The organism is Hymenobacter sp. BT730 (assembly GCF_030542105.1).
In the GTDB taxonomy this organism is placed as follows: Bacteria; Bacteroidota; Bacteroidia; order Cytophagales; family Hymenobacteraceae; genus Hymenobacter.
On record NZ_JAUOFB010000001.1, the window covers coordinates 625,373 to 643,159 of the forward strand.

17 protein-coding genes are annotated in these 17,787 nt (G+C 56.5%); 8 read left to right on the forward strand and 9 right to left on the reverse strand.

What is annotated here, in order from left to right; genetic code table 11:
* Positions 1-124 precede the first annotated feature (124 nt).
* Positions 125-1,441 (forward strand): amidohydrolase, encoded by a 1,317-nt coding sequence (locus Q4G72_RS02640; RefSeq protein WP_303309886.1) that lies wholly within the window; start codon positions 125-127, stop codon positions 1,439-1,441.
* Positions 1,442-1,480: 39 nt separating this feature from the next.
* Positions 1,481-2,404: an ATP-grasp domain-containing protein gene (locus Q4G72_RS02645; protein ID WP_303309887.1), complete on the forward strand. Its 924-nt coding sequence runs from the start codon at positions 1,481-1,483 to the stop codon at positions 2,402-2,404.
* On the opposite strand, the gene Q4G72_RS02650 is transcribed toward Q4G72_RS02645, so the two are convergent.
* The gene (locus Q4G72_RS02650) at positions 2,352-3,119 is read right to left on the reverse strand and encodes an SDR family oxidoreductase (protein WP_303309888.1); all 768 of its coding nucleotides are present in this window, start codon (positions 3,117-3,119) and stop codon (positions 2,352-2,354) included. The genes Q4G72_RS02645 and Q4G72_RS02650 overlap by 53 nt on opposite strands.
* Before the next feature lie 270 nt (positions 3,120-3,389).
* Here Q4G72_RS02650 and Q4G72_RS02655 point away from each other — a divergent pair, with 270 nt between their 5' ends.
* Positions 3,390-5,819: a M4 family metallopeptidase gene (locus tag Q4G72_RS02655; RefSeq protein ID WP_303309889.1), complete on the forward strand. Its 2,430-nt coding sequence runs from the start codon at positions 3,390-3,392 to the stop codon at positions 5,817-5,819.
* 84 nt (positions 5,820-5,903) lie between these two features.
* Here Q4G72_RS02655 and Q4G72_RS02660 read toward each other — a convergent pair whose 3' ends face one another.
* Positions 5,904-6,650 carry a hypothetical protein gene (locus Q4G72_RS02660; RefSeq protein ID WP_303309890.1) on the reverse strand — a complete coding sequence of 249 codons (747 nt, stop codon included), beginning with the start codon at positions 6,648-6,650 and terminating at the stop codon, positions 5,904-5,906.
* Between the two features lie 263 nt (positions 6,651-6,913).
* On the opposite strand from Q4G72_RS02660, the gene Q4G72_RS02665 reads away from it, so the two are divergent.
* Positions 6,914-7,786, forward strand: a complete 873-nt coding sequence (locus Q4G72_RS02665; RefSeq protein WP_303309891.1) for an alpha/beta hydrolase — start codon at positions 6,914-6,916, stop codon at positions 7,784-7,786.
* Positions 7,787-7,798: 12 nt separating this feature from the next.
* On the opposite strand, the gene Q4G72_RS02670 is transcribed toward Q4G72_RS02665, so the two are convergent.
* The 4 genes from Q4G72_RS02670 to Q4G72_RS02685 are packed head-to-tail and all read right to left on the reverse strand — an operon-like array spanning position 7,799 to position 11,293.
* The gene (locus Q4G72_RS02670; protein WP_303309892.1) at positions 7,799-8,314 is read right to left on the reverse strand and encodes a methylated-DNA--[protein]-cysteine S-methyltransferase; all 516 of its coding nucleotides are present in this window, start codon (positions 8,312-8,314) and stop codon (positions 7,799-7,801) included.
* A 53-nt stretch (positions 8,315-8,367) separates the two neighbouring features.
* Positions 8,368-9,081 carry a phospholipase D-like domain-containing protein gene (locus Q4G72_RS02675; protein WP_303309893.1) on the reverse strand — a complete coding sequence of 238 codons (714 nt, stop codon included), beginning with the start codon at positions 9,079-9,081 and terminating at the stop codon, positions 8,368-8,370.
* Between the two features lie 21 nt (positions 9,082-9,102).
* Positions 9,103-10,317: an amine oxidase gene (locus Q4G72_RS02680; RefSeq protein ID WP_303309894.1), complete on the reverse strand. Its 1,215-nt coding sequence runs from the start codon at positions 10,315-10,317 to the stop codon at positions 9,103-9,105.
* A 34-nt stretch (positions 10,318-10,351) separates the two neighbouring features.
* Complete coding sequence (locus Q4G72_RS02685) at positions 10,352-11,293, reverse strand: cation diffusion facilitator family transporter (protein WP_303309895.1); 942 nt, start codon at positions 11,291-11,293, stop codon at positions 10,352-10,354.
* 105 nt (positions 11,294-11,398) lie between these two features.
* On the opposite strand from Q4G72_RS02685, the gene Q4G72_RS02690 reads away from it, so the two are divergent.
* Positions 11,399-12,781 (forward strand): APC family permease, encoded by a 1,383-nt coding sequence (locus Q4G72_RS02690; RefSeq protein WP_303309896.1) that lies wholly within the window; start codon positions 11,399-11,401, stop codon positions 12,779-12,781.
* Positions 12,782-12,868: 87 nt separating this feature from the next.
* The gene (locus tag Q4G72_RS02695; RefSeq protein WP_303309897.1) at positions 12,869-13,576 is read left to right on the forward strand and encodes a phosphatase PAP2 family protein; all 708 of its coding nucleotides are present in this window, start codon (positions 12,869-12,871) and stop codon (positions 13,574-13,576) included.
* Positions 13,577-13,650: 74 nt separating this feature from the next.
* On the opposite strand, the gene hemB is transcribed toward Q4G72_RS02695, so the two are convergent.
* Both hemB and Q4G72_RS02705 read right to left on the reverse strand, forming a co-directional pair.
* The gene (gene hemB / locus Q4G72_RS02700) at positions 13,651-14,643 is read right to left on the reverse strand and encodes a porphobilinogen synthase (protein ID WP_303309898.1); all 993 of its coding nucleotides are present in this window, start codon (positions 14,641-14,643) and stop codon (positions 13,651-13,653) included.
* A gap of 110 nt (positions 14,644-14,753) precedes the next feature.
* The gene (locus Q4G72_RS02705) at positions 14,754-15,311 is read right to left on the reverse strand and encodes a hypothetical protein (RefSeq protein ID WP_303309899.1); all 558 of its coding nucleotides are present in this window, start codon (positions 15,309-15,311) and stop codon (positions 14,754-14,756) included.
* Positions 15,312-15,628: 317 nt separating this feature from the next.
* On the opposite strand from Q4G72_RS02705, the gene Q4G72_RS02710 reads away from it, so the two are divergent.
* Positions 15,629-15,958, forward strand: a complete 330-nt coding sequence (locus Q4G72_RS02710) for a hypothetical protein (RefSeq protein WP_303309900.1) — start codon at positions 15,629-15,631, stop codon at positions 15,956-15,958.
* An 89-nt stretch (positions 15,959-16,047) separates the two neighbouring features.
* On the opposite strand, the gene rocD is transcribed toward Q4G72_RS02710, so the two are convergent.
* Positions 16,048-17,298 (reverse strand): ornithine--oxo-acid transaminase, encoded by a 1,251-nt coding sequence (gene rocD, locus Q4G72_RS02715; protein WP_303309901.1) that lies wholly within the window; start codon positions 17,296-17,298, stop codon positions 16,048-16,050.
* A gap of 107 nt (positions 17,299-17,405) precedes the next feature.
* Between rocD and Q4G72_RS02720 the strand changes: the two genes are divergently transcribed.
* On the forward strand, positions 17,406-17,786 hold the full coding sequence (locus tag Q4G72_RS02720) for a RidA family protein (RefSeq protein ID WP_303309902.1): 381 nt from the start codon (positions 17,406-17,408) through the stop codon (positions 17,784-17,786).
* The last annotated feature ends 1 nt before the right edge of the window (position 17,787 follow it).

Consider the following 17,787-nt stretch of genomic DNA (forward strand, 5'->3'; position numbering starts at 1 on the left):
ATAAGAAGATGCTGCGCTAACGGCACATGCCTTACGCCAAGTATAGGCCTTGTTAAATATACCGGAGCCACTAGGCAGAATAACCCAGGCGCTCTATCTTCAACCCCGCTTATAAGCTTGCCCTATGAAGTCATTTCGTTTTCCACTGGTTGCCTCGTTCGTCCTCGGCCTTGCCCCCCTTGTGCCGGCTCTGGCGCAAAACACTAGTCTGCATACCCGCATCAATAAACTGGCCGGAGAAACGGAGCAATCAGTTATAGCCTGTCGGCGCGACCTGCACGAGCATCCGGAGCTGGGCAACCAGGAAACCCGCACGGCCGCAATGGTAGCTGCGCAGCTTCAAAAACTGGGCATTGAAGTGCAAACCGGCGTGGCCCGGACAGGCGTAGTGGGCATACTGCGGGGTGGCAAGCCCGGCCCGGTGGTGGCCCTGCGCGCCGATATGGATGCATTGCCGGTAACGGAAGCCACCGACCTGCCTTTCGCGTCAAAAGTTACCTCTACTTATAACGGCCAGAAAGTAGGCGTTATGCACGCCTGTGGCCACGATACGCACGTGGCCATGCTGCTGGGGGCCGCCGAGGTATTGAGCAAAGTTCGGAAGGACTTACCGGGCACCGTTAAGTTTATCTTTCAGCCCGCTGAAGAAGGCTCCCTGCCCGGGGAGGAAGGCGGCGCCCGCCTTATGGTAAAGGAGGGTGTGCTCACCAACCCCGCCGTGGATGCTATTTTTGGCGTGCATATCAACGCCCAGACGGAAGTAGGCACCCTGAAATATCGGCCGGAGGGTACCATGGCCAGCTCCGATGTATTTAAGATTGTAGTGAAGGGCAAATCAGCGCACGGAGCATACCCGTGGCTGAGCATCGACCCCGTGGTTACGGCGGCCCAGATCATCACCGGTCTGCAAACCATCATTAGCCGCCAAACTGAGCTGACGCAGGATGCGGCCGTCATTACGGTTGGCATGGTGCACGGCGGCGTGCGGAACAACATCATTCCGGAGCAGGTAGAACTCACAGGTACAATCCGTACGCTGAGCAAAGACACGCAGCAAAAAATATGGGCGGCGGTGCGGCGTACCGCCACCAACATTGCGGAAAGTGCCGGCGCCACGGCGGAGGTGGAAATTGAGAATTACGCGCCCGTTACGTTTAACAATCCGCGCCTGATGGAGCAGATGTTGCCCTCCCTGCGGCTGGCTGCCGGACCGGAGCACGTGGTTTTGCAGAAGGCCGTTACCGGTGCCGAGGACTTTGCTTTCTACCAGGAAAAAATACCGGGCCTGTTTGTATTTGTAGGCGGTATGCCCAAAGGCAAGAAGCCCTCCGACACGGCCCCGCACCACACTCCGGGCTTCTTTATTGACGAGAGCGGCCTGACGTTGGGGGTAAAAACCCTGGCTACGCTGGCCGCCGATTATCTCACCCTGAAAAAATAAACGGGCTGCTTTGCCGCTGCCTTGCCATAGCTTCTATTTATGCACCTTGCTTTAGTTACCTGCGCCAGCCGGGCACAATATGCCGCCGATACAGTAGAGGATGAAGACGTGTTGCTGGAACGTGCGCTACGTACCCATGGCCATCAGGTAAGCGTGGTGGTTTGGTCAGATGAGACCGTGGCCTGGGACCAGTATGAGGTGGTCGTGCTCAAGTCGCCGTGGGACTACTTTGACCGGGTAGCGGAGTTTTATCAGTGGCTGGACCGGCTGCAGGAGCAGAACATCCCATTGCTAAACCCGGTGGCCACGGTGCGGTGGAACGCCGACAAACGGTACCTGCTGGAAATGCAGGAGGCTGGTGTTCCTATTGTGCCCACCCGTTGGTTGGCCCAAGGCACACAGTTTTCTCCCGCCGCTCTTTTTGCCGAGCTGCAAACGGAGCAGCTGATTGTGAAGCCGGCCGTGAGTGGCGGAGCCAAGAACACCTTTTCTCTCACCCTGGCCCAGGCCACGGAGCAAGCCGCCCATATTACCGCTCTGCTAACGGAGGAAGATTTCCTGGCGCAGCCTTTCCTGCCGGAAATCCAAACCCAGGGCGAATGGTCCTTGGTCTACCTGGGCGGCAGCTACAGCCATTGCGTGCTGAAGCTGCCCAAGTCCGGCGACTTCCGTGTGCAGCATTATTTGGGCGGGAGCATTGCCCCCACCACGCCACCCGCCGCCGTGCAGCAGGCTGCCGATGCCATTATGCAGCGCTTTGCTGCCGGGTGTTTGTATGCCCGCGTAGATGGGGTAGTGGTAAACGGAGAATTCCTGCTCATGGAGCTGGAGCTGATTGAGCCTTTCCTGTACCTGGACTCCGCCCCCGATTCCTGGGCGCGCTACGTGCAGGCCCTGGAGCAGCTGGCCCCTAAAACCCATTCACCACAAAGCCTCCATCCACACTCAGGCACTGCCCGGTAATGTAGCTGGCGGCTGGCAGGCACAGAAAAGCTACGGCCGCCGCTACCTCAGCCGGCTCTCCAATGCGCTTCATGGGGGTGCGGTCCAGCACCTGCTGCAAATACTCCGGGTTGCTGAGTACGCCGGCAGCAAGCGGGGTATGAATGTACCAGGGGGCTACGGCATTTACCCGGATACCCTCAGCAGCCCATTCCACAGCCAGGTTGCGGGTTAGCTGTAGCATGGCTGCTTTCGTCATGCCGTAGACGGAGCCAGTACGCAAATGCGTGAGCCCGGCCACTGAGGAGACATTAACGATGCTGGCTCCGGCCGTTTCCCGCAGTAGCGGATACAACTCCTGGCACATCCCAAATACCGATTCCAAGTTGGTAGCCATCAGATACTGATATTCCTCGGGGCTGTAAGCGGCGCTGGGCTTACGGATGTTGGTGCCTACATTATTCACCAGTATGCTGCACGGTAGCTGTAAGTCGGCTAGGGCCTGCTTAATCTGGTGGCGGCCCGCTACAGTGCTGACGTCGGCTGCTATGCCGTGTGCGGACAGACCCTGAGCCTGCCAGGTGGCTACTTGCTGCTGCAGTACATCGGCCTGGCGCGCTACGGCCAGTACAGTAGCACCCAGGTGCAAAAGCTCTTCTGCAATAGCAGCGCCAATGCCTTTAGAAGCACCGGTTACCACTGCCACGTTTTTATCTAATTTCCAGCGGGTAAGCATAAGGCATAATAGTGTAAAAGGCCGGCAATAATGCCTTTTTTTCTATTAAAATAGAAAGACAGGACAAGGTATTTTTATTAAGTGCTTTAAATAATGCAAAATGATAATTTGTAAAATATATTGGGTTTGAATAAAATTTTATCAAATATCTGGCTGGTATATACAAGATATTGCAAAAATGTATAGTTTGGCCAGCCAATCTGTAAAAGCCATCCTCTCTCGGCTTCATAGGTTGTCTTCAATTCTTTCACCACCCCAACCAAACCCATTATGCAAAAAAAATACCCGGCAGTAGCACTGCTGGTGCTTGGCAGCGCTATGTTTGCTCAAGCCCAAAATGGTGTTCGTGTAAACCAGCGGATTGCCTCCGAAGACGGGCAGCCAGAACTGATCAATTTTGCGGAAGGTCGCTCTTATAAAGTTGCCGAAGCACAGCGCATGTTCCGTGAGCAGCTTGGTCTGCAGAAAGACGAAGCTTTGGTACGTAGCCAGACAGAGCAGGACGCACTGGGCTTCGTGAATGAGCGCTACCAGCAGTATTACAAAGGCATTAAAGTTGAAAATGGTGTTTACCTGATGCACGCCCGCAAGGGTGAGGTAGAAACCATCAACGGTAAGCTGGAGCGTGTTGGCGCCATTAAAACTACGCCAAGCCTGAGCGAAGCGCAGGCCCTGGGCCGCGCCGTATCGTTTGTAGGTGCCAAAAAGTACATGTGGCAGGATGATGCCAGCTATAAGCCCAAGGGTGAACTGGTTATTGTACGCAACCTGATGAGCAAAGGCGCTGCTGCAGGCAAGCCCTCCCTGGCTTATAAGTTTGACATCTATGCCCAGGCTCCGGTAAGCCGTGCCTTCATTTACGTAGATGCCCACTCCGGTGAGGTTATCTCCCAGAATGCCATTATCAAGCACGCAGCGGCTACCGGCACCTTCGCCACGGCTTATAGCGGCTCCCGCACCATTGCGGATGGTACCACCACCGGTGGCTACTACCTCCGCGAAGCCACCCGCGGCCTGGGTATTGAAACCTACAACTGCAAAAAAGGTAACAGCTACACTACAGCTGTTGACTTCATTGATGCCGACAACAACTGGACATCAACGGAATACAACAACGCCAACTTTGACAACGTAGCCGGCGACGCCCATATGGGTGCGCAGGCCACCTACGATTACTGGAAGAACGTACACGGCCGTAACTCTTACGACAACGCCGGGGCTAAAATCAAAAGCTACGTACATTTCGACGATACCCCCGGCGACGGTGTGGGCTTCGAGAATGCCTACTGGAATGGTTCCGTCATGACCTATGGTGACGGTGGCTCGCGCTTCCGCCCCCTGACCTCGCTGGACGTTTGCGGCCACGAAATTGGCCACGCCGTGTGCGAAAAGACGGCTAACCTGACCTATTCTAACGAGTCGGGTGCTATGAATGAAGGCTTCTCCGATATCTGGGGTGCCAGCATTGAAGCCTATGCAGTAGCTAACCTGGGCGTGATTTCCGGAGGCGTGAAAGCCAAGGATACCTGGCTGATTGGCGAAGAAATCGACAAGCAGCAGGCCGCTTTGCGCTCTATGAGCAACCCTAACTCACAGGGGCAGCCAGCTTACTATAAAGGCTCTTACTGGTATGCCGGCACGGCTGACTATGGTGGAGTACACACCAACTCAGGCGTACTCAACTACTGGTTCTACCTGATTGCGGCCGGCAAAACCGGCACCAACGAAAAAGGCCAGTCTTTCTCGGTATCGGCTCTGGGTATGGATGCGGCAGCTAAAATTGCCTATCGTACCGAAAGCGTATACCTGACGGCTTCGTCTAACTACGCTTCCGCTCGTACTTACTCCATCAAATCCGCGCAGGATCTGTACGGTGTAGGCTCTGTGCAGGAGCAGGCAGTAACCAATGCCTGGTATGCAGTAGGTGTAGGTGCTGCTTACGGTACTACGCCTCCTCCGCCCACCAGCACGTATTGCGTTTCCAAAGGCACAACTGTGACTTATGAGTGGATTGACTACGTGAAGCTGGGCACCATTGCCCGCACTTCTTCTAAGGATGCTGGTTACTACAATGGTACAGCTACCAGCACTTCTATTGGTGCCGGCACTTCCCAGACCATCAACTTCAGCGCCGGTTTTGCTTCTACGGCATACACCGAGTACTGGAAGGTGTACATCGACTACAACCAGAACGGGGTATTCACGGATGCCGGCGAACTGGTAGTATCGGGCTCTTCGGCCAGCACTGGCACGTTGGCGGCTACCTTCACGGTGCCTGCCACGGCTAAGTCGGGTGCTACCCGCATGCGGGTTATCATGAGCGATGCATCAGCCACTACGAGCTGCGGTACTTACAGCTACGGCGAAACCGAAGACTACACCGTGAACATCACGGGTGGTACGCTGGTAGCTGGCGTAAACGCTGGCATCACCGGCGGTAACACCGAGCAGCTGGGCAAAGCAGTTGACCGTGGCCTGGAGGTATTCCCGAACCCTGCTTCTGAGTCGATGCGCATTGCCCTGCCGGGCGGCGCTAAAGCCAGCAGCGTGAAAGTAGTAGACCTGCGCGGCGCGGCCGTAGCTGGTGCCCGCTACAATGGTAACGGCGAGCTGAACATCAGCAACCTGTCCAAGGGCATGTACATTGTGACGGTAAGCGACGGTCAGAAGACCTTCCACCAGCGCTTTGTAAAGCAATAGTCTCTCCAGGAGAGTATTGCTAAGTAGAAAGGCCCGTTGCTTACGCAACGGGCCTTTTTATTTTAAAGGAGGAGCATACCTAGCTTAGGGAAGCAAAGCATATTCCAGCTTCAGCTCCAATAGGCCGTAGCCGTCGTTGTGTTGGGCATTACCGCTATGGATGGTGCTTACATCATCCAGCTGATCGGTAGAAGTAAAAAAGTAGGTAGCCTCAGTGGTGATATTGATGCGGCGGGAAGCACGCACAGTAAGACCCAGCCCTACCGGAGCTACTACCGCTACGGCCGGATAGTCGTTACGCTCGGGGCTGATAAAGGTGGTGCCATCCTCTGGGCGCGTGGTGCCTTCATAGGCATCCGGGCTATAGAGCAGCCCACCTATGCCCAACCGCAGATAAGGCTTTAGTACGGCTGGGCTACCATGAGCATCGGCAAACTCTCCATTGTCGCGCAGCAGGCCCAGGCGGGCCTGGGCAATAAGGGAGGCATTGCGTCCGCGAAAAGCCAGATTATTGAAGCCGCCCCGGGAGGCTAGCCGGTCTTTGGCCCCAATCTGAAACGCCGAAAACTCAGCCCCTATCTGCAGGCCAGGGTGCCACATATACAGCACACCGATGCTGCCGGCGGGCCCCAGAAAGTTTTGACCCAGGCCGCCCAAGTCTCCATTGTAAAAGGCCGCGCCCCCGCCGGCCGTGAAGCGTACCGGGCCACGGTAGTAAGGCCGGGCCTGCGCGTTATAATGCCGTTTAGAATGGCCCGGGCTTTGGGCATAAGCCCCTGAAACGGGCAATAGGGCACAAAAGGAGCTTATGAGCAACAGAGAAAATTTCACAGGCAAAAGACATGGTTACTGGCCCGGCATACGCCGGCCGGGCTTCGGGCGTTGCCCAGCGTTGGGTTCTGCGGTGTTAAATGACACTATCCCGCGCCAGTCAGCTCACGCTTTTCTACATAGCAAACACACCTTAAGGAGCCTGAAACCGACTGTTGCTTCTGTCGGCCCCTTCAGCAGCAAACCGGATAGTTAAGGGAGAACGTACAGGTCTGGCAGGCTTGTCCTGGCAGCATTCCCTGTATAGGGCTTTTCACTTGATTATGATGGTTCCCTTTTTCCGGCGTTGGCCGGCTGGCATATGGCTGATTTTTCTCTGGATAGGGCTGGTGACCAACTCCTGTACCAGCTTCAGGACCCAGAATATTCCCTACGTAGCCTCTTCCGCCGAAGATTTTGACGCCGGACACCAGCAGCTGGATGTGTATTCACCCCGGAAAAAGCCGGAGGCACCGCGCCCGGTGGTTCTGTTTATCCATGGAGGCAACTGGAATAGTGGCAGCAAGAGCCAATATGGCTTTATCGGCCGCGAGCTGGCCCGCCAGGGTATGGTGGCCGTTATAGTGGATTACCGTCTTTCGCCCCAGGTGCAGGTGCCCGCCATGGCGGCAGACTGCGCCCGGGCAGTGCAGTGGGCAGTGGCCCACATTGCCGAGTACGGCGGTGACCCAAACCGGATTTTCCTGATGGGGCACTCCGCCGGTGGTGGGCTGGCCGCGCTGCTGGCCACTGACAACACCTTGTTCACCCGGTTGGGCTTGCCCGCAAACCCGGTGCGCGGGGCCGTGCTGGACGACCCCGCCGGGCTGGATATGTATGACTACCTGCAAAAGATGCAGTATCCGGGTGACAGGCAATACCTGACCCCATTCGGAAAAGACCCGGTGGTGTGGCGGCAGGTTTCGGCTATGCACCACGTAACGGCCGGCAGCCCGCCTTTTATGTTGTTTGTGGGCGGCCATACCTATCCTTCTATCCGGCACAGCAGTGAAGCGTTCCGGCAGCGGCTGCAGGCTTTAGGCAAGGCGCCGGGCTATACGCTGCAGCCCGGTAAAAACCACATTCCGATGGTGCTGCAGCTGTTCTGGTCTCATAATATTATTTACCGGCAGCTGCGGCCCTTCGTAGGCTTGTAGGGCGCAATCAGCTTAACCAAAAAGGCTGGTTTGAACTGTAGGCCGCTCAAACTCCAGCAGCAACTGCTTGCGGTTGAGGCCGCCGGCATAGCCCGTTAGCTGGCCGTTAGCCCCAATAATGCGGTGACAGGGCCACACAATGGCCAGCGGGTTTTGCCCATTGGCTGCGCCCACTGCCCGTACGGCCGCTGGGTTACCAATAGCCCGGGCTATAGCCAGATACGAGGCCGTTTGCCCATAACCAATTGCAGGTAGCGCCTCCCACACGCGCCGTTGAAAATCAGTGCCAAAGGTGGGCACGTACTGCAGCGTGAAGTCGCGCAACTCCCGGCCAAAGTAAGCTAGTAGCTGCTCATAGGCCGGATACAGGCAATGGGGCACAGCCACGGGCGGTGTTGGTGTGCCGCTTTCCGCCGTTTGCTCAAAGGTTACCGCCGCCAGTCCGGCATCAGAGCCATAGAGGGTAAGCAGGCCTAAGGGCGTAGCGAGGCTGGCCGTGGCTTCAGGTTGTAGGAAGGAAGAAGGCAATGCAGGAGCGGCAGGGTAGAAAAGGCGAAGTTCGTCTTTTCAGGCTTGTGGCGCTACTGGTTCTGGTAAGCGCCCAGCGAAGTCCATAGCCGTTCAAACTCTGCCTGGTAGCGCTGCACAATGGCCGTGTCGTCGGTAATGAGAAAGTTTTCGTGGTTGTAGAGGGAGGCAGAGCGCGTCCAGTTATAGCTGCCAGTCAGCACGGAGCGGCCATCGGCAATGGCAAACTTGTGGTGCATATGGTCGGTGGTATTATCCACGTGAATGGCTACGCCGGCGGCGTGCAGCTGCCGCACGTCGGAGCCTTTATCAAAAAGCTTATCATTATCCGTGAGCAGGCGAAGCTGTACGCCGCGTTGGTGCGCGGCCAGCAAGGCATCCGTAATCCGGTCATCAGATACCGTGAAAACGCATACTTCCAAACGGTGCGCTGCCCGCTGAATAAAGCGCTGGATAGCGCCCACACAGTCATCGTCAGGGCTGAAATAAACTTCAGAATGGGTGTTGAGAGCCTCTGCCGGGGGGAGCAGCAGAGCGCTGGCGGCTTCCAGCCACTCAATGGCGGCTTTATCCGGCAGGGTGTTAAACCGCTCGCGCACCACTGCAAACAGCTGATGCCGAAGCTCATCAAGCACAGGCCCCAGCTGGCCATGGGCTGCCAGTTGGGCCCGCAGGTGCTGGGCTTCTTCTGCGGAAAGGGTATTATCTGCGAAGGAGCGGCGAAACAGCGTCAGTAAATCGGTGGAAGAAGCTACTGGAGAAGCCATATAGAAGGAAAGCACGTGGGCTTAGGCCAGGGTTAGCTCAGGCTGCGGCATTTCAGTTGGTTGAACTTCTGAGGAGAGAATTTGCTGGGACTCCAGCAGCGCCGCCGCGTAGGGCTCGTGTAGCATACGGCGGGGCGGGCCATCGGGACACAACTCGGCATCCCAGAGGCCCGACTGGTGCCATGCGCGGTCGGGAAAGTCCCAGTCGGGCCGGTCCAGGAGGGGGTAAATGCACACGCCCCACAGGGGGATGCCCTGCCGAAGTGCTTCGGCGCATTCCTCGGCCACCATCCGGATCCAATGGGGGCGGTCCAGGCCAGGATGGCTGGTTTCGGAGAGCACCAGCGGGCGCCCGTAACGGGCATAGGCCTGGCCCAGCAGATAGTGCAAGGGGCGCCACCGCGGGTCGTAGGGCTCATTTACCCAGCCCAGCCGCTGGTTGGTATGCGAGTCCCACTGGTTATCATAGTAAAAATTCAAGCCCAGCACATCCAGGTATTCTGGTCGGCCGCCCAACTCGGGACACATGCGGCCCGTGAGCATGTCCATGGCCTGATACTGCGACTCATGAATTTCCCGGGCCCGCCGCAGATCCTTGGGCGTAGCATTCATGGGTGGCACTACATTCACCAGCGGCTCAGTAGTCAAAATGCGGACGGTAGGGTCCGCCTCCCGCAGGGCCGCTACGCCTTCAATGTAGGCGCGCATCAACCCATATTTCACCTCCCAACCCTGGCCTACGCAATAAGGGGAAGTGCCGCGGGCGTCGCCGCCCAGCCACGCCATAAAGCTGACCTCGTTAATAGGCGTCACAATCAACTCCCCCTCGGGGCGCAGGCTGCGGTAAAACGCCACAAAAGCCCGGCACAGGTGGGCAAAGCGCCGCGCAAACAGCGGGTGCAGCGGGGTCAGGTCGTCGGGGTAGCCAAAGTGGCAAAGGTCCCATACCTGCTGAATACCCTGGCGCTGGCCAGCTTCCAGCAGGTGCTGCACTGTGCTCCAGTCGTACGTGTAGGGTGTTTTTTCTACCTGGCTCCAGCGAATTCCCTCGCGCACCGTGCGGATGCCAAAGGGGGTCAGCTGCTGGTAGTCTTCGTTGATCAGCTGCAAGTGCCCGGTCGTTGCCAGGAAGTCGACGCGGTGTCCGAAGGCGTTCAGTTGATCGGTGCATTCATAGCCGCCCATCCAGAAACTGCGGAAGGGGGAAGCGGAAAAGTCAGCAAGAGAATTAACCATAGTAGTGAATAAGGGTTCATACTGGCCCGGCCCATTAGTTAGGCACAGACGTTTCGCGATTCTTATAGGAAATGTTCTTGGCTTCGATGAAGATACGCTTGAATTCGGGATGTTTGGCTCGTATAGCTTCCTGCAGCCGGTCAATGGTCTGTTCTACTTCCACGGCAGTCAGCTCGTCCCGGAAGTCTACATCAAGTGCTAAGACCACATCGGCCGGACCTAAATACAGGGTAAGGGGCGGCCGGATATTCTCCACGGCCGGGTCAGCCTGGGCAATATTTTGCAGCGACTGGATAATGGTAGGATCCACACCCTCGCCCACCAGCAGACGCTTGGTGCGCACCACTAAGAAAATGGCTACCAGCATCAGGAGCACGCCAATTACAATGGACGCGGCCCCGTCTAAATAGGGGTTATCCAGCTGATGGCCCAGGAATACGCCGACCAGCGCTACCAACAGGCCTACCAAAGCTGCCAGGTTTTCCAATACTAGGGCAAATACGGAGGGGTCTTTACTGGTGCGCAGCATTTGCCAGAAAGTGCTGTTTTCGGCGCTGTCAAACAAGGCTTTCAGGGCCAGATAGGCCGCTACGCCTTCAAACAAAACGGATAGTCCCAGCACAATGTAGTTCCACATGGGGTCCTGCAGGGGCTCGGGATGCTCAATGTGCTTGACACCTTCATAAAAAGACATGCCGCCCCCAATGGCAAAAATCAGAATGGCTACAATCAAAGACCAGAAATAGAGTTCCTGTGAACGGCCAAAGGGGTGGCGGGCGTCGGCGGGCTTCTGACTTTGCCGAATACCATGCATCAGCAATAAGCCATTGCCACTGTCTACCAGGGAGTGTATGCCTTCCGAGAGCATGGCCGAGCTGCCGGTAATATAAGAGGCAACAAATTTGCTGACGGCAATGGCTATGTTGGCCGCAATGCCACCATAGAGCGCCAGTTTAGATGAAGAGTTTCCTGCCATAATATGGATTGATACGGCGTTTCCCTACGCAGGCACGGGGCCGGGGGTTAAATTCTAGGGCCTTGGTCAGGAGTTTTGTTTTTCTTACAGGCTTATTCGTCCTCTATGTCTGCACCACTACCCACAGTTCCTTCCTTAAGCCGCCGCCTGGGCTTAGTGCAGGCCACCGCCCTCAACATGATTGACATGGTGGGTATCGGGCCCTTTGTCACGCTACCACTGGTGATGGGGCTGATGGGGCCGTATTTCCTGCTGGCCTGGCTGGTGGGGGCGGGGCTGGCGGTGGTAGATGGACTGATCTGGAGTGAGCTGGGCGCGGCTTACCCGGAAGCCGGTGGCTCTTACCGGTTTCTGAAACTGGCCTACGGCGAGCATAAATGGGGCCGGCTGATGTCGTTTCTGTACGTGTGGCAAACTTTGGTGCAGGCGCCGTTGGTGCTGGCATCGGGCGCTATTGGCTTCGCGCAGTACTTCAGCTACTTGGTGCCGCTCACGGCCTGGTGGCAGCCTAAGCTGGTCAGTGGCACGGTGGTGGTGTTGCTAGTCGTACTACTCTACCGCCGCATTGAGGATATTGGCCGCCTGGGTGTTATGCTGTGGATCGGTGTACTGGGGCTCATGGCCTGGCTGATTTTCGGCGGCATTACGCACGCCACGCATCCGGTAGCCTGGCTACCCACGGGAGGCTGGTCGGCGGTGCCGGGCCTGCTGCTGTCGGCGGCTATGGGACAGGCCGCCGTGAAAACCATTTACAGCTACCTGGGCTACTACAATGTGTGCCACCTGGGCGGCGAAGTGCGCGAGCCGCACAAACTGATACCGCGCAGCATTTTCCTGAGTATTCTGGGCATCACGGCACTGTACCTGCTGCTCAACTGGAGCGTAGGCACTGTTATTCCCTGGCAGGAGGCGCAGCATTCCGAGTTTATCGTCAGCACGTTTGTGGAGCGGCTGTATGGGGCCATGGCCGCCAAAGCCGCTACGGCGCTGGTGTTGTGGGTGGCCTTTGCTTCCCTATTTGCGGTGCTGCTGGGCTACTCGCGCATTCCCTACGCCGCCGCGGCCGATGGGGAGTTCCTACCCCTGTTCGGGCGCCTGCATCCCACCAAGCAGTTTCCCTACATTTCACTGCTGATTCTAGGGGGGCTGGGCTTTGTTTTCAGCCTGCTGTTTCGGCTGGCAGAGGTTATCAGCGCTATCCTGGCCATGCGTATTCTAATTCAGTTTGTAGGGCAGGCCATTGGCCTAGTATTGCTGCGCCGTCGGCGAGGCACTGCCGGGCTGCCTTTCCGTATGCCCCTGTATCCCTTGCCCGTAGTGCTGGCCATAACCGTCTGGCTCCTGATTTTTTGGAGCACCGGTCTGCAATTAATTGCCTCGGCTTTAGCCGTAATTGCAGCGGGCTGTGTGGCTTTTCTGCTGTGGAGCCGCAAGCTCAAGCGCTGGCCATTTGCCCCAGTACCAGTGGCCGACAAAGTGAATAGCTAGAAATATTTTATTGCATTTTATTTGTAAAAATTATTACTATCATTATTTTAGTGCTAAGTGTCAGTACCGCTCCTTAGCCTAAAAACTATGAACCCGTTCGATTATCACATTATCACCTTTGTCAATCAGTTTTCCCGGCAGTCTGATTTCTTCGACTCGCTGGTGAATCTGTTTGTGTTCAATAATATGCTGAAGGGCGGCATTGTGGCTATGACGTTCTGGTTCCTGTGGTTTTACCAGCACACGCCCAACCGCGTCTATGTCCGACAGATGCTGCTGGCTACACTAGTGGGCGGACTGCTGGCCATGTTTGTGGCGCGGGTGCTGGTGCATGTGCTGCCCTTCCGGGTGCGGCCCCTCTACAACAAGGAACTACATTTTGTGAATCCTATTGCCGACTGGCGCAGCAAAACCTCCTCCTCCTTCAACGATGTAAACTCCATGCCCAGTGACACGGCCACCCTGGTGCTGGCACTGTCTACGGGTATCCTGCTGATTAACCGCCGGATTGGGTTGCTGGTGCTGGGCTATGTAGTAATATTCGTGTGCCTGCCCCGCATCTATATTGGCGTGCACAACCCTACAGATATCCTGGCGGGAGGCCTGATCGGGGCTTCCTGTGTCCTGCTGACCACCAGGCGCTTAATCCTGGAGCGCCTGTTTGCCCCCATACTTACGCTGGGCAAGCAATATCCCAGTATGTTCTACGTCGGCTTGTTCTTTATCACCTATCAGGTAGGGGCTATGTTTGAAGAGCTGCGTCAGATAGCCGTATTTCTCTTCGGAACTCACTAAAAAACAGTGCTTATACGCAAAAAGCCCCCGTAGCTACGGGGGCTTTTTTGTGAAGCAAAGTGAAAGAAAATTGGTTAGCCGCGGCGCAGTACTTCCGCCGCTTCTTTGGCAAAGTAGGTCAGGATGGCATCGGCGCCGGCGCGCTTAATGCTTAGCAGCACTTCCATCATAGTTCGCTCCCCATCAAGCCAGCCATTCTGGGCGGCCGCTTTAATCATGGCATACTCACCCGAGACGTTGTAAGCCGTTACTGGCAGCTGCGTGTTATCCCGCACTTCCCAAATTACATCCAGGTAGCTCAGGGCAGGCTTGATCATCACCATATCAGCTCCTTCCTGCTCGTCCAGGGCCAGCTCGCGCAGGGCTTCGCGCCGGTTGGCAGGGTTCATCTGGTAAGTTTTCTTGTCGCCTTTTTTCGGGGCCGAGTCCAGCGCATCGCGGAAGGGGCCATAGAAGGCAGAGGCATATTTAGCCGTGTAGCTCATGATGCTCACGTTTGTGAAGGCATTGCTGTCGAGCACCTCCCGAATCCAGGCCACGCGGCCATCCATCATGTCAGAAGGTCCGATGATATCAGCGCCGGCGCGGGCCTGCGCCAAGGCCATCTGGCCCAGCACTTCCAGGGAAGCATCGTTTAAAATCTCCCCCGAATCGACATCCACCACGCCATCATGCCCATCAGAAGAGTAAGGGTCCATGGCCACGTCAGTCATCAGCACCACATCGGGAAACTGCCGCTTAATGTCCGCTATGGTTTTCAGGTATAAGCCTTCCGGGTTGGCCGATTCGCGGGCAAGCCGGTCTTTCAGCGCATCATTAATGCCGGGAAACGGAGCGAAGGACTTAATGCCCAGCTCCACGCACTGCCCGATTTCGTCGATAAGACGGTCGGCCGAGTAGCGGTAAATGCCCGGCATGGAGTGAATTTCAATCTGCTGATTCTGGCCCTCAATCAGGAAGACCGGGTAAATGAAATCCTGTACCGCCAGGTTAGTCTCCTGGACCATGTTGCGGATAACTTCGGATTTACGGTTGCGCCGCGGACGGTGCGTGGGAAGAATAGGCATAGCTACGTTCAGAATTAACAACAGAGCAGAACAACGGGGGCAAAGATAAGGTTGCGGCCGCTGTGCCGGTTGAGTAAGCCAATCAGAAGCGGCATACCCGGTAGTGCAGCCTACATATTAAAACACTCCTGAAAAATGCCCAGCCACGCGTGCGGCCCACCAATGCCCAGCACCAGAAAATAATAGCCCAGCAAAACCCCCGCCGCCCCCACGCCCAGTCCCAGCCAGCCACCCAGCACCAGGCCCGTTACCACAGCACCAATAACCAGCACGGCGCCCAGTACCAGGTGCCACCCTTTGTTTTCCGGCTCGCCAGCTTCTATCAGATGGGCAGTGCGCTTCGGACTAGAGCGGATTGTTTGCCGGGAGTTCGGGCGGTTGTTGTGCACCAGGGGAGTTTTGACCGCGGCCGGTAAAGCAACTGCCGGCACGGGAGTTACAGCCAGGGCAGTAGTGGCCACTGCCCCGGCTGTGATATCCACATCCGATTTGATACTTACCTGGGCTTGTATGCTGGAATCAGGCAGCTGGGCTACATAGGCAGGCTGCTGAAACTGAAAAGCTGGCTTAGAACTCTGACAGCTGCTTGTGAGGCTAATGAATGCTACCAGCAGGCCACCAATAGTAGTCCGCAAAGCCGTGAAACGAGAAAGTAAAAGGTAGGACATACAAGGAGATACAAGGGGGAAAGAGACATGGGCAGCATTTGATACCCGGTAGGAAAAGGCAGAGCCGCCCAGGCCGGAGTCAAAAAATACCGCTACCGTAACGAAAGATGCTTTCGGCAGTTGCCCATTGCCCTGGACTAACCCTGCATTTGCCTACTTATTCGGCCCACCTGAGTGGCAGCAGCCTGCCCCTGAATTGAACCTCAATGGTACCCACGGGCAGAATTTTACCTAATCCCTAACGCGCACTAGCCCGTAAAGCTGAAGGGCCCAAACGGCCGCTATTACCTATTTTATCACCTAACCAGAACAAGATAATGGCCGATAAAAAAGATAACCTCGATCCAAATAACAGTGTGTTTGGCAAGAAAGCCGGAGTTAGCGGCCAGCCCGCGGGTCCGCAGGAAGGTCCGGTAGCCGGCGGTGCGAACAACACCCGTGGTGAGAACGTCCCCAGCCGGGAAGGGCACAGTGCAGGGGCCAAAAAAGGCAAGCTGGATCCAAACCCTAAAAGCCCGCAAGGCGCCCACGCCAACCCTTCAGATGAGCGGGGTGCTGACAGCTCAGACAAAGAGTTTCGCAACAACCAGCCCAATGATAGCACCTCGCAGGCCTCAGCGGGCCGGGATGGGGCCAATAAAAAGTAGTTATTACTTCTTGCAGTAGGTCCAGGACCTGTCAAACAAAAGCCCCGAGGTAGCTCCCGGGGCTTTTGTTTGACAGGTTTTTCTATTGCTTAAAACTCCAGAATAGTCTGCTCAATGATGTCGCAGGCCTCATGTAACTGCTCTTCATTGATGACCAGGGGCGGGGCGAAGCGGATGATGTCACCGTGCGTGGGCTTGGCCAGTACGCCCCGCTCCATCAAAGTCACGCATACGTCCCAGGCCGTGCGACCATCCGCATGCGGCTTAATGATAACGGCATTTAGCAGGCCTTTGCCACGCACCAGCTCCACTACTTCGGGGCGCTTGGCCTGCACCCGGCGCATCCGCTCCCGGAATACTTCACCCATGGCACGGGCATTCTCCGTGAGCTTTTCATCCAGCAACACATCCAGAGCGGCGCGCATCACGGCGCAGGCCAGCGGGTTGCCACCAAAGGTAGAGCCGTGTTGGCCAGGCTGAATAGTGAGCATAATCTCATTGCGTGCCAACACTGCCGAAACCGGCAGCACGCCACCGCTCAGGGCCTTGCCCAGCACCAGAATATCAGCGTGCACGCCCTCATAGCAGGTGGCCAGCAGCTCGCCGGTACGGCCCAGACCGGTTTGAATCTCATCGGCAATAAACAATACCTTATGCGCTTTGCAGATGGCTTGGGCTTTGGCCAGATACCCATCGGAAGGCACAATAACACCAGCCTCGCCCTGAATAGGCTCTACCAGGAAAGCGCATACATGGATATCCCGTACAGCCTCTTCCAGTGCTTCCAGATCATCATAAGGCACTACCTGATAGCCGGGCATGTAAGGGCCAAAGCCGCCGGTGCTATCGGGGTCGGTGCTGAAGGAGATGATGCCGGTAGTGCGACCGTGGAAGTTATGCTCGGCCACAATAATGCGGGCCATATTGGGCGCAATGCCTTTTTCCTGGTAGCCCCACTTGCGGGCTAGCTTCAGGGCGGTTTCTACGGCTTCGGCGCCGGAGTTCATCAGCAGGGCCTTGTCGTAGTTAAATAGCTCGCAAAGCTGCTTTTCGGCAGCTCCCAGCTGGTCGTTGAAGAAGGCCCGGGAGGTGAGGGTGAGCTTCTGTGCCTGCTCCGTCATGGCCCCGATGATGCGCGGATGACAGTGGCCCTGGTTTACGGCTGAGTAAGCAGAAAGAAAATCGTAGTAATGCTTGCCTTCCACATCCCACAGGTGTACCCCCTCGCCCCGGTTAAGCACTACGGGCAAAGGATGATAGTTATGGGCGCCATACTGGTCTTCGAGGGCCATCAGCTGCTGGCTGCGGGTCAGGGTTGCGGTAGCGGACGTGGTTTCCATGGGGGTAGTGGGTTTTGGAAGATAGCAGGACTGAATTGCCCGAAATTACGGAAAAAGGCCGGAGCCTGCGCCAACGCATCCCGCGAAGTGGCCTACCTTTGTGTTCTATGGAAACTTTGCATCACCCCGCTGCGCCGCAGGCTATTGGTCCTTATGCGCAGGCTGTTGTAGCCGGCGGTCTGGTTTTTTGCTCCGGCCAAACACCGTTGGTCCCGGAAACTATGCGCATTGAGGCCACTACCGTTGAGGAGCAGACCCGCCAGGTATTGCACAACTTAAATGTGGTGCTTTCCAGTAAGGGGCTGAGCCTGGCAAACGTGGTAAAAACCACCGTGTTCCTGAAAAACTTCGCCGATTTTCCTCGGATGAATGCCACATATGCCAACATATTTGGGGAACATCGTCCGGCCCGCAGTACCGTGGAAGTATCACGCCTGCCGCTGGATGCTTTGGTGGAAATTGAGTGCATTGCCGAACTGGCCAACTGAG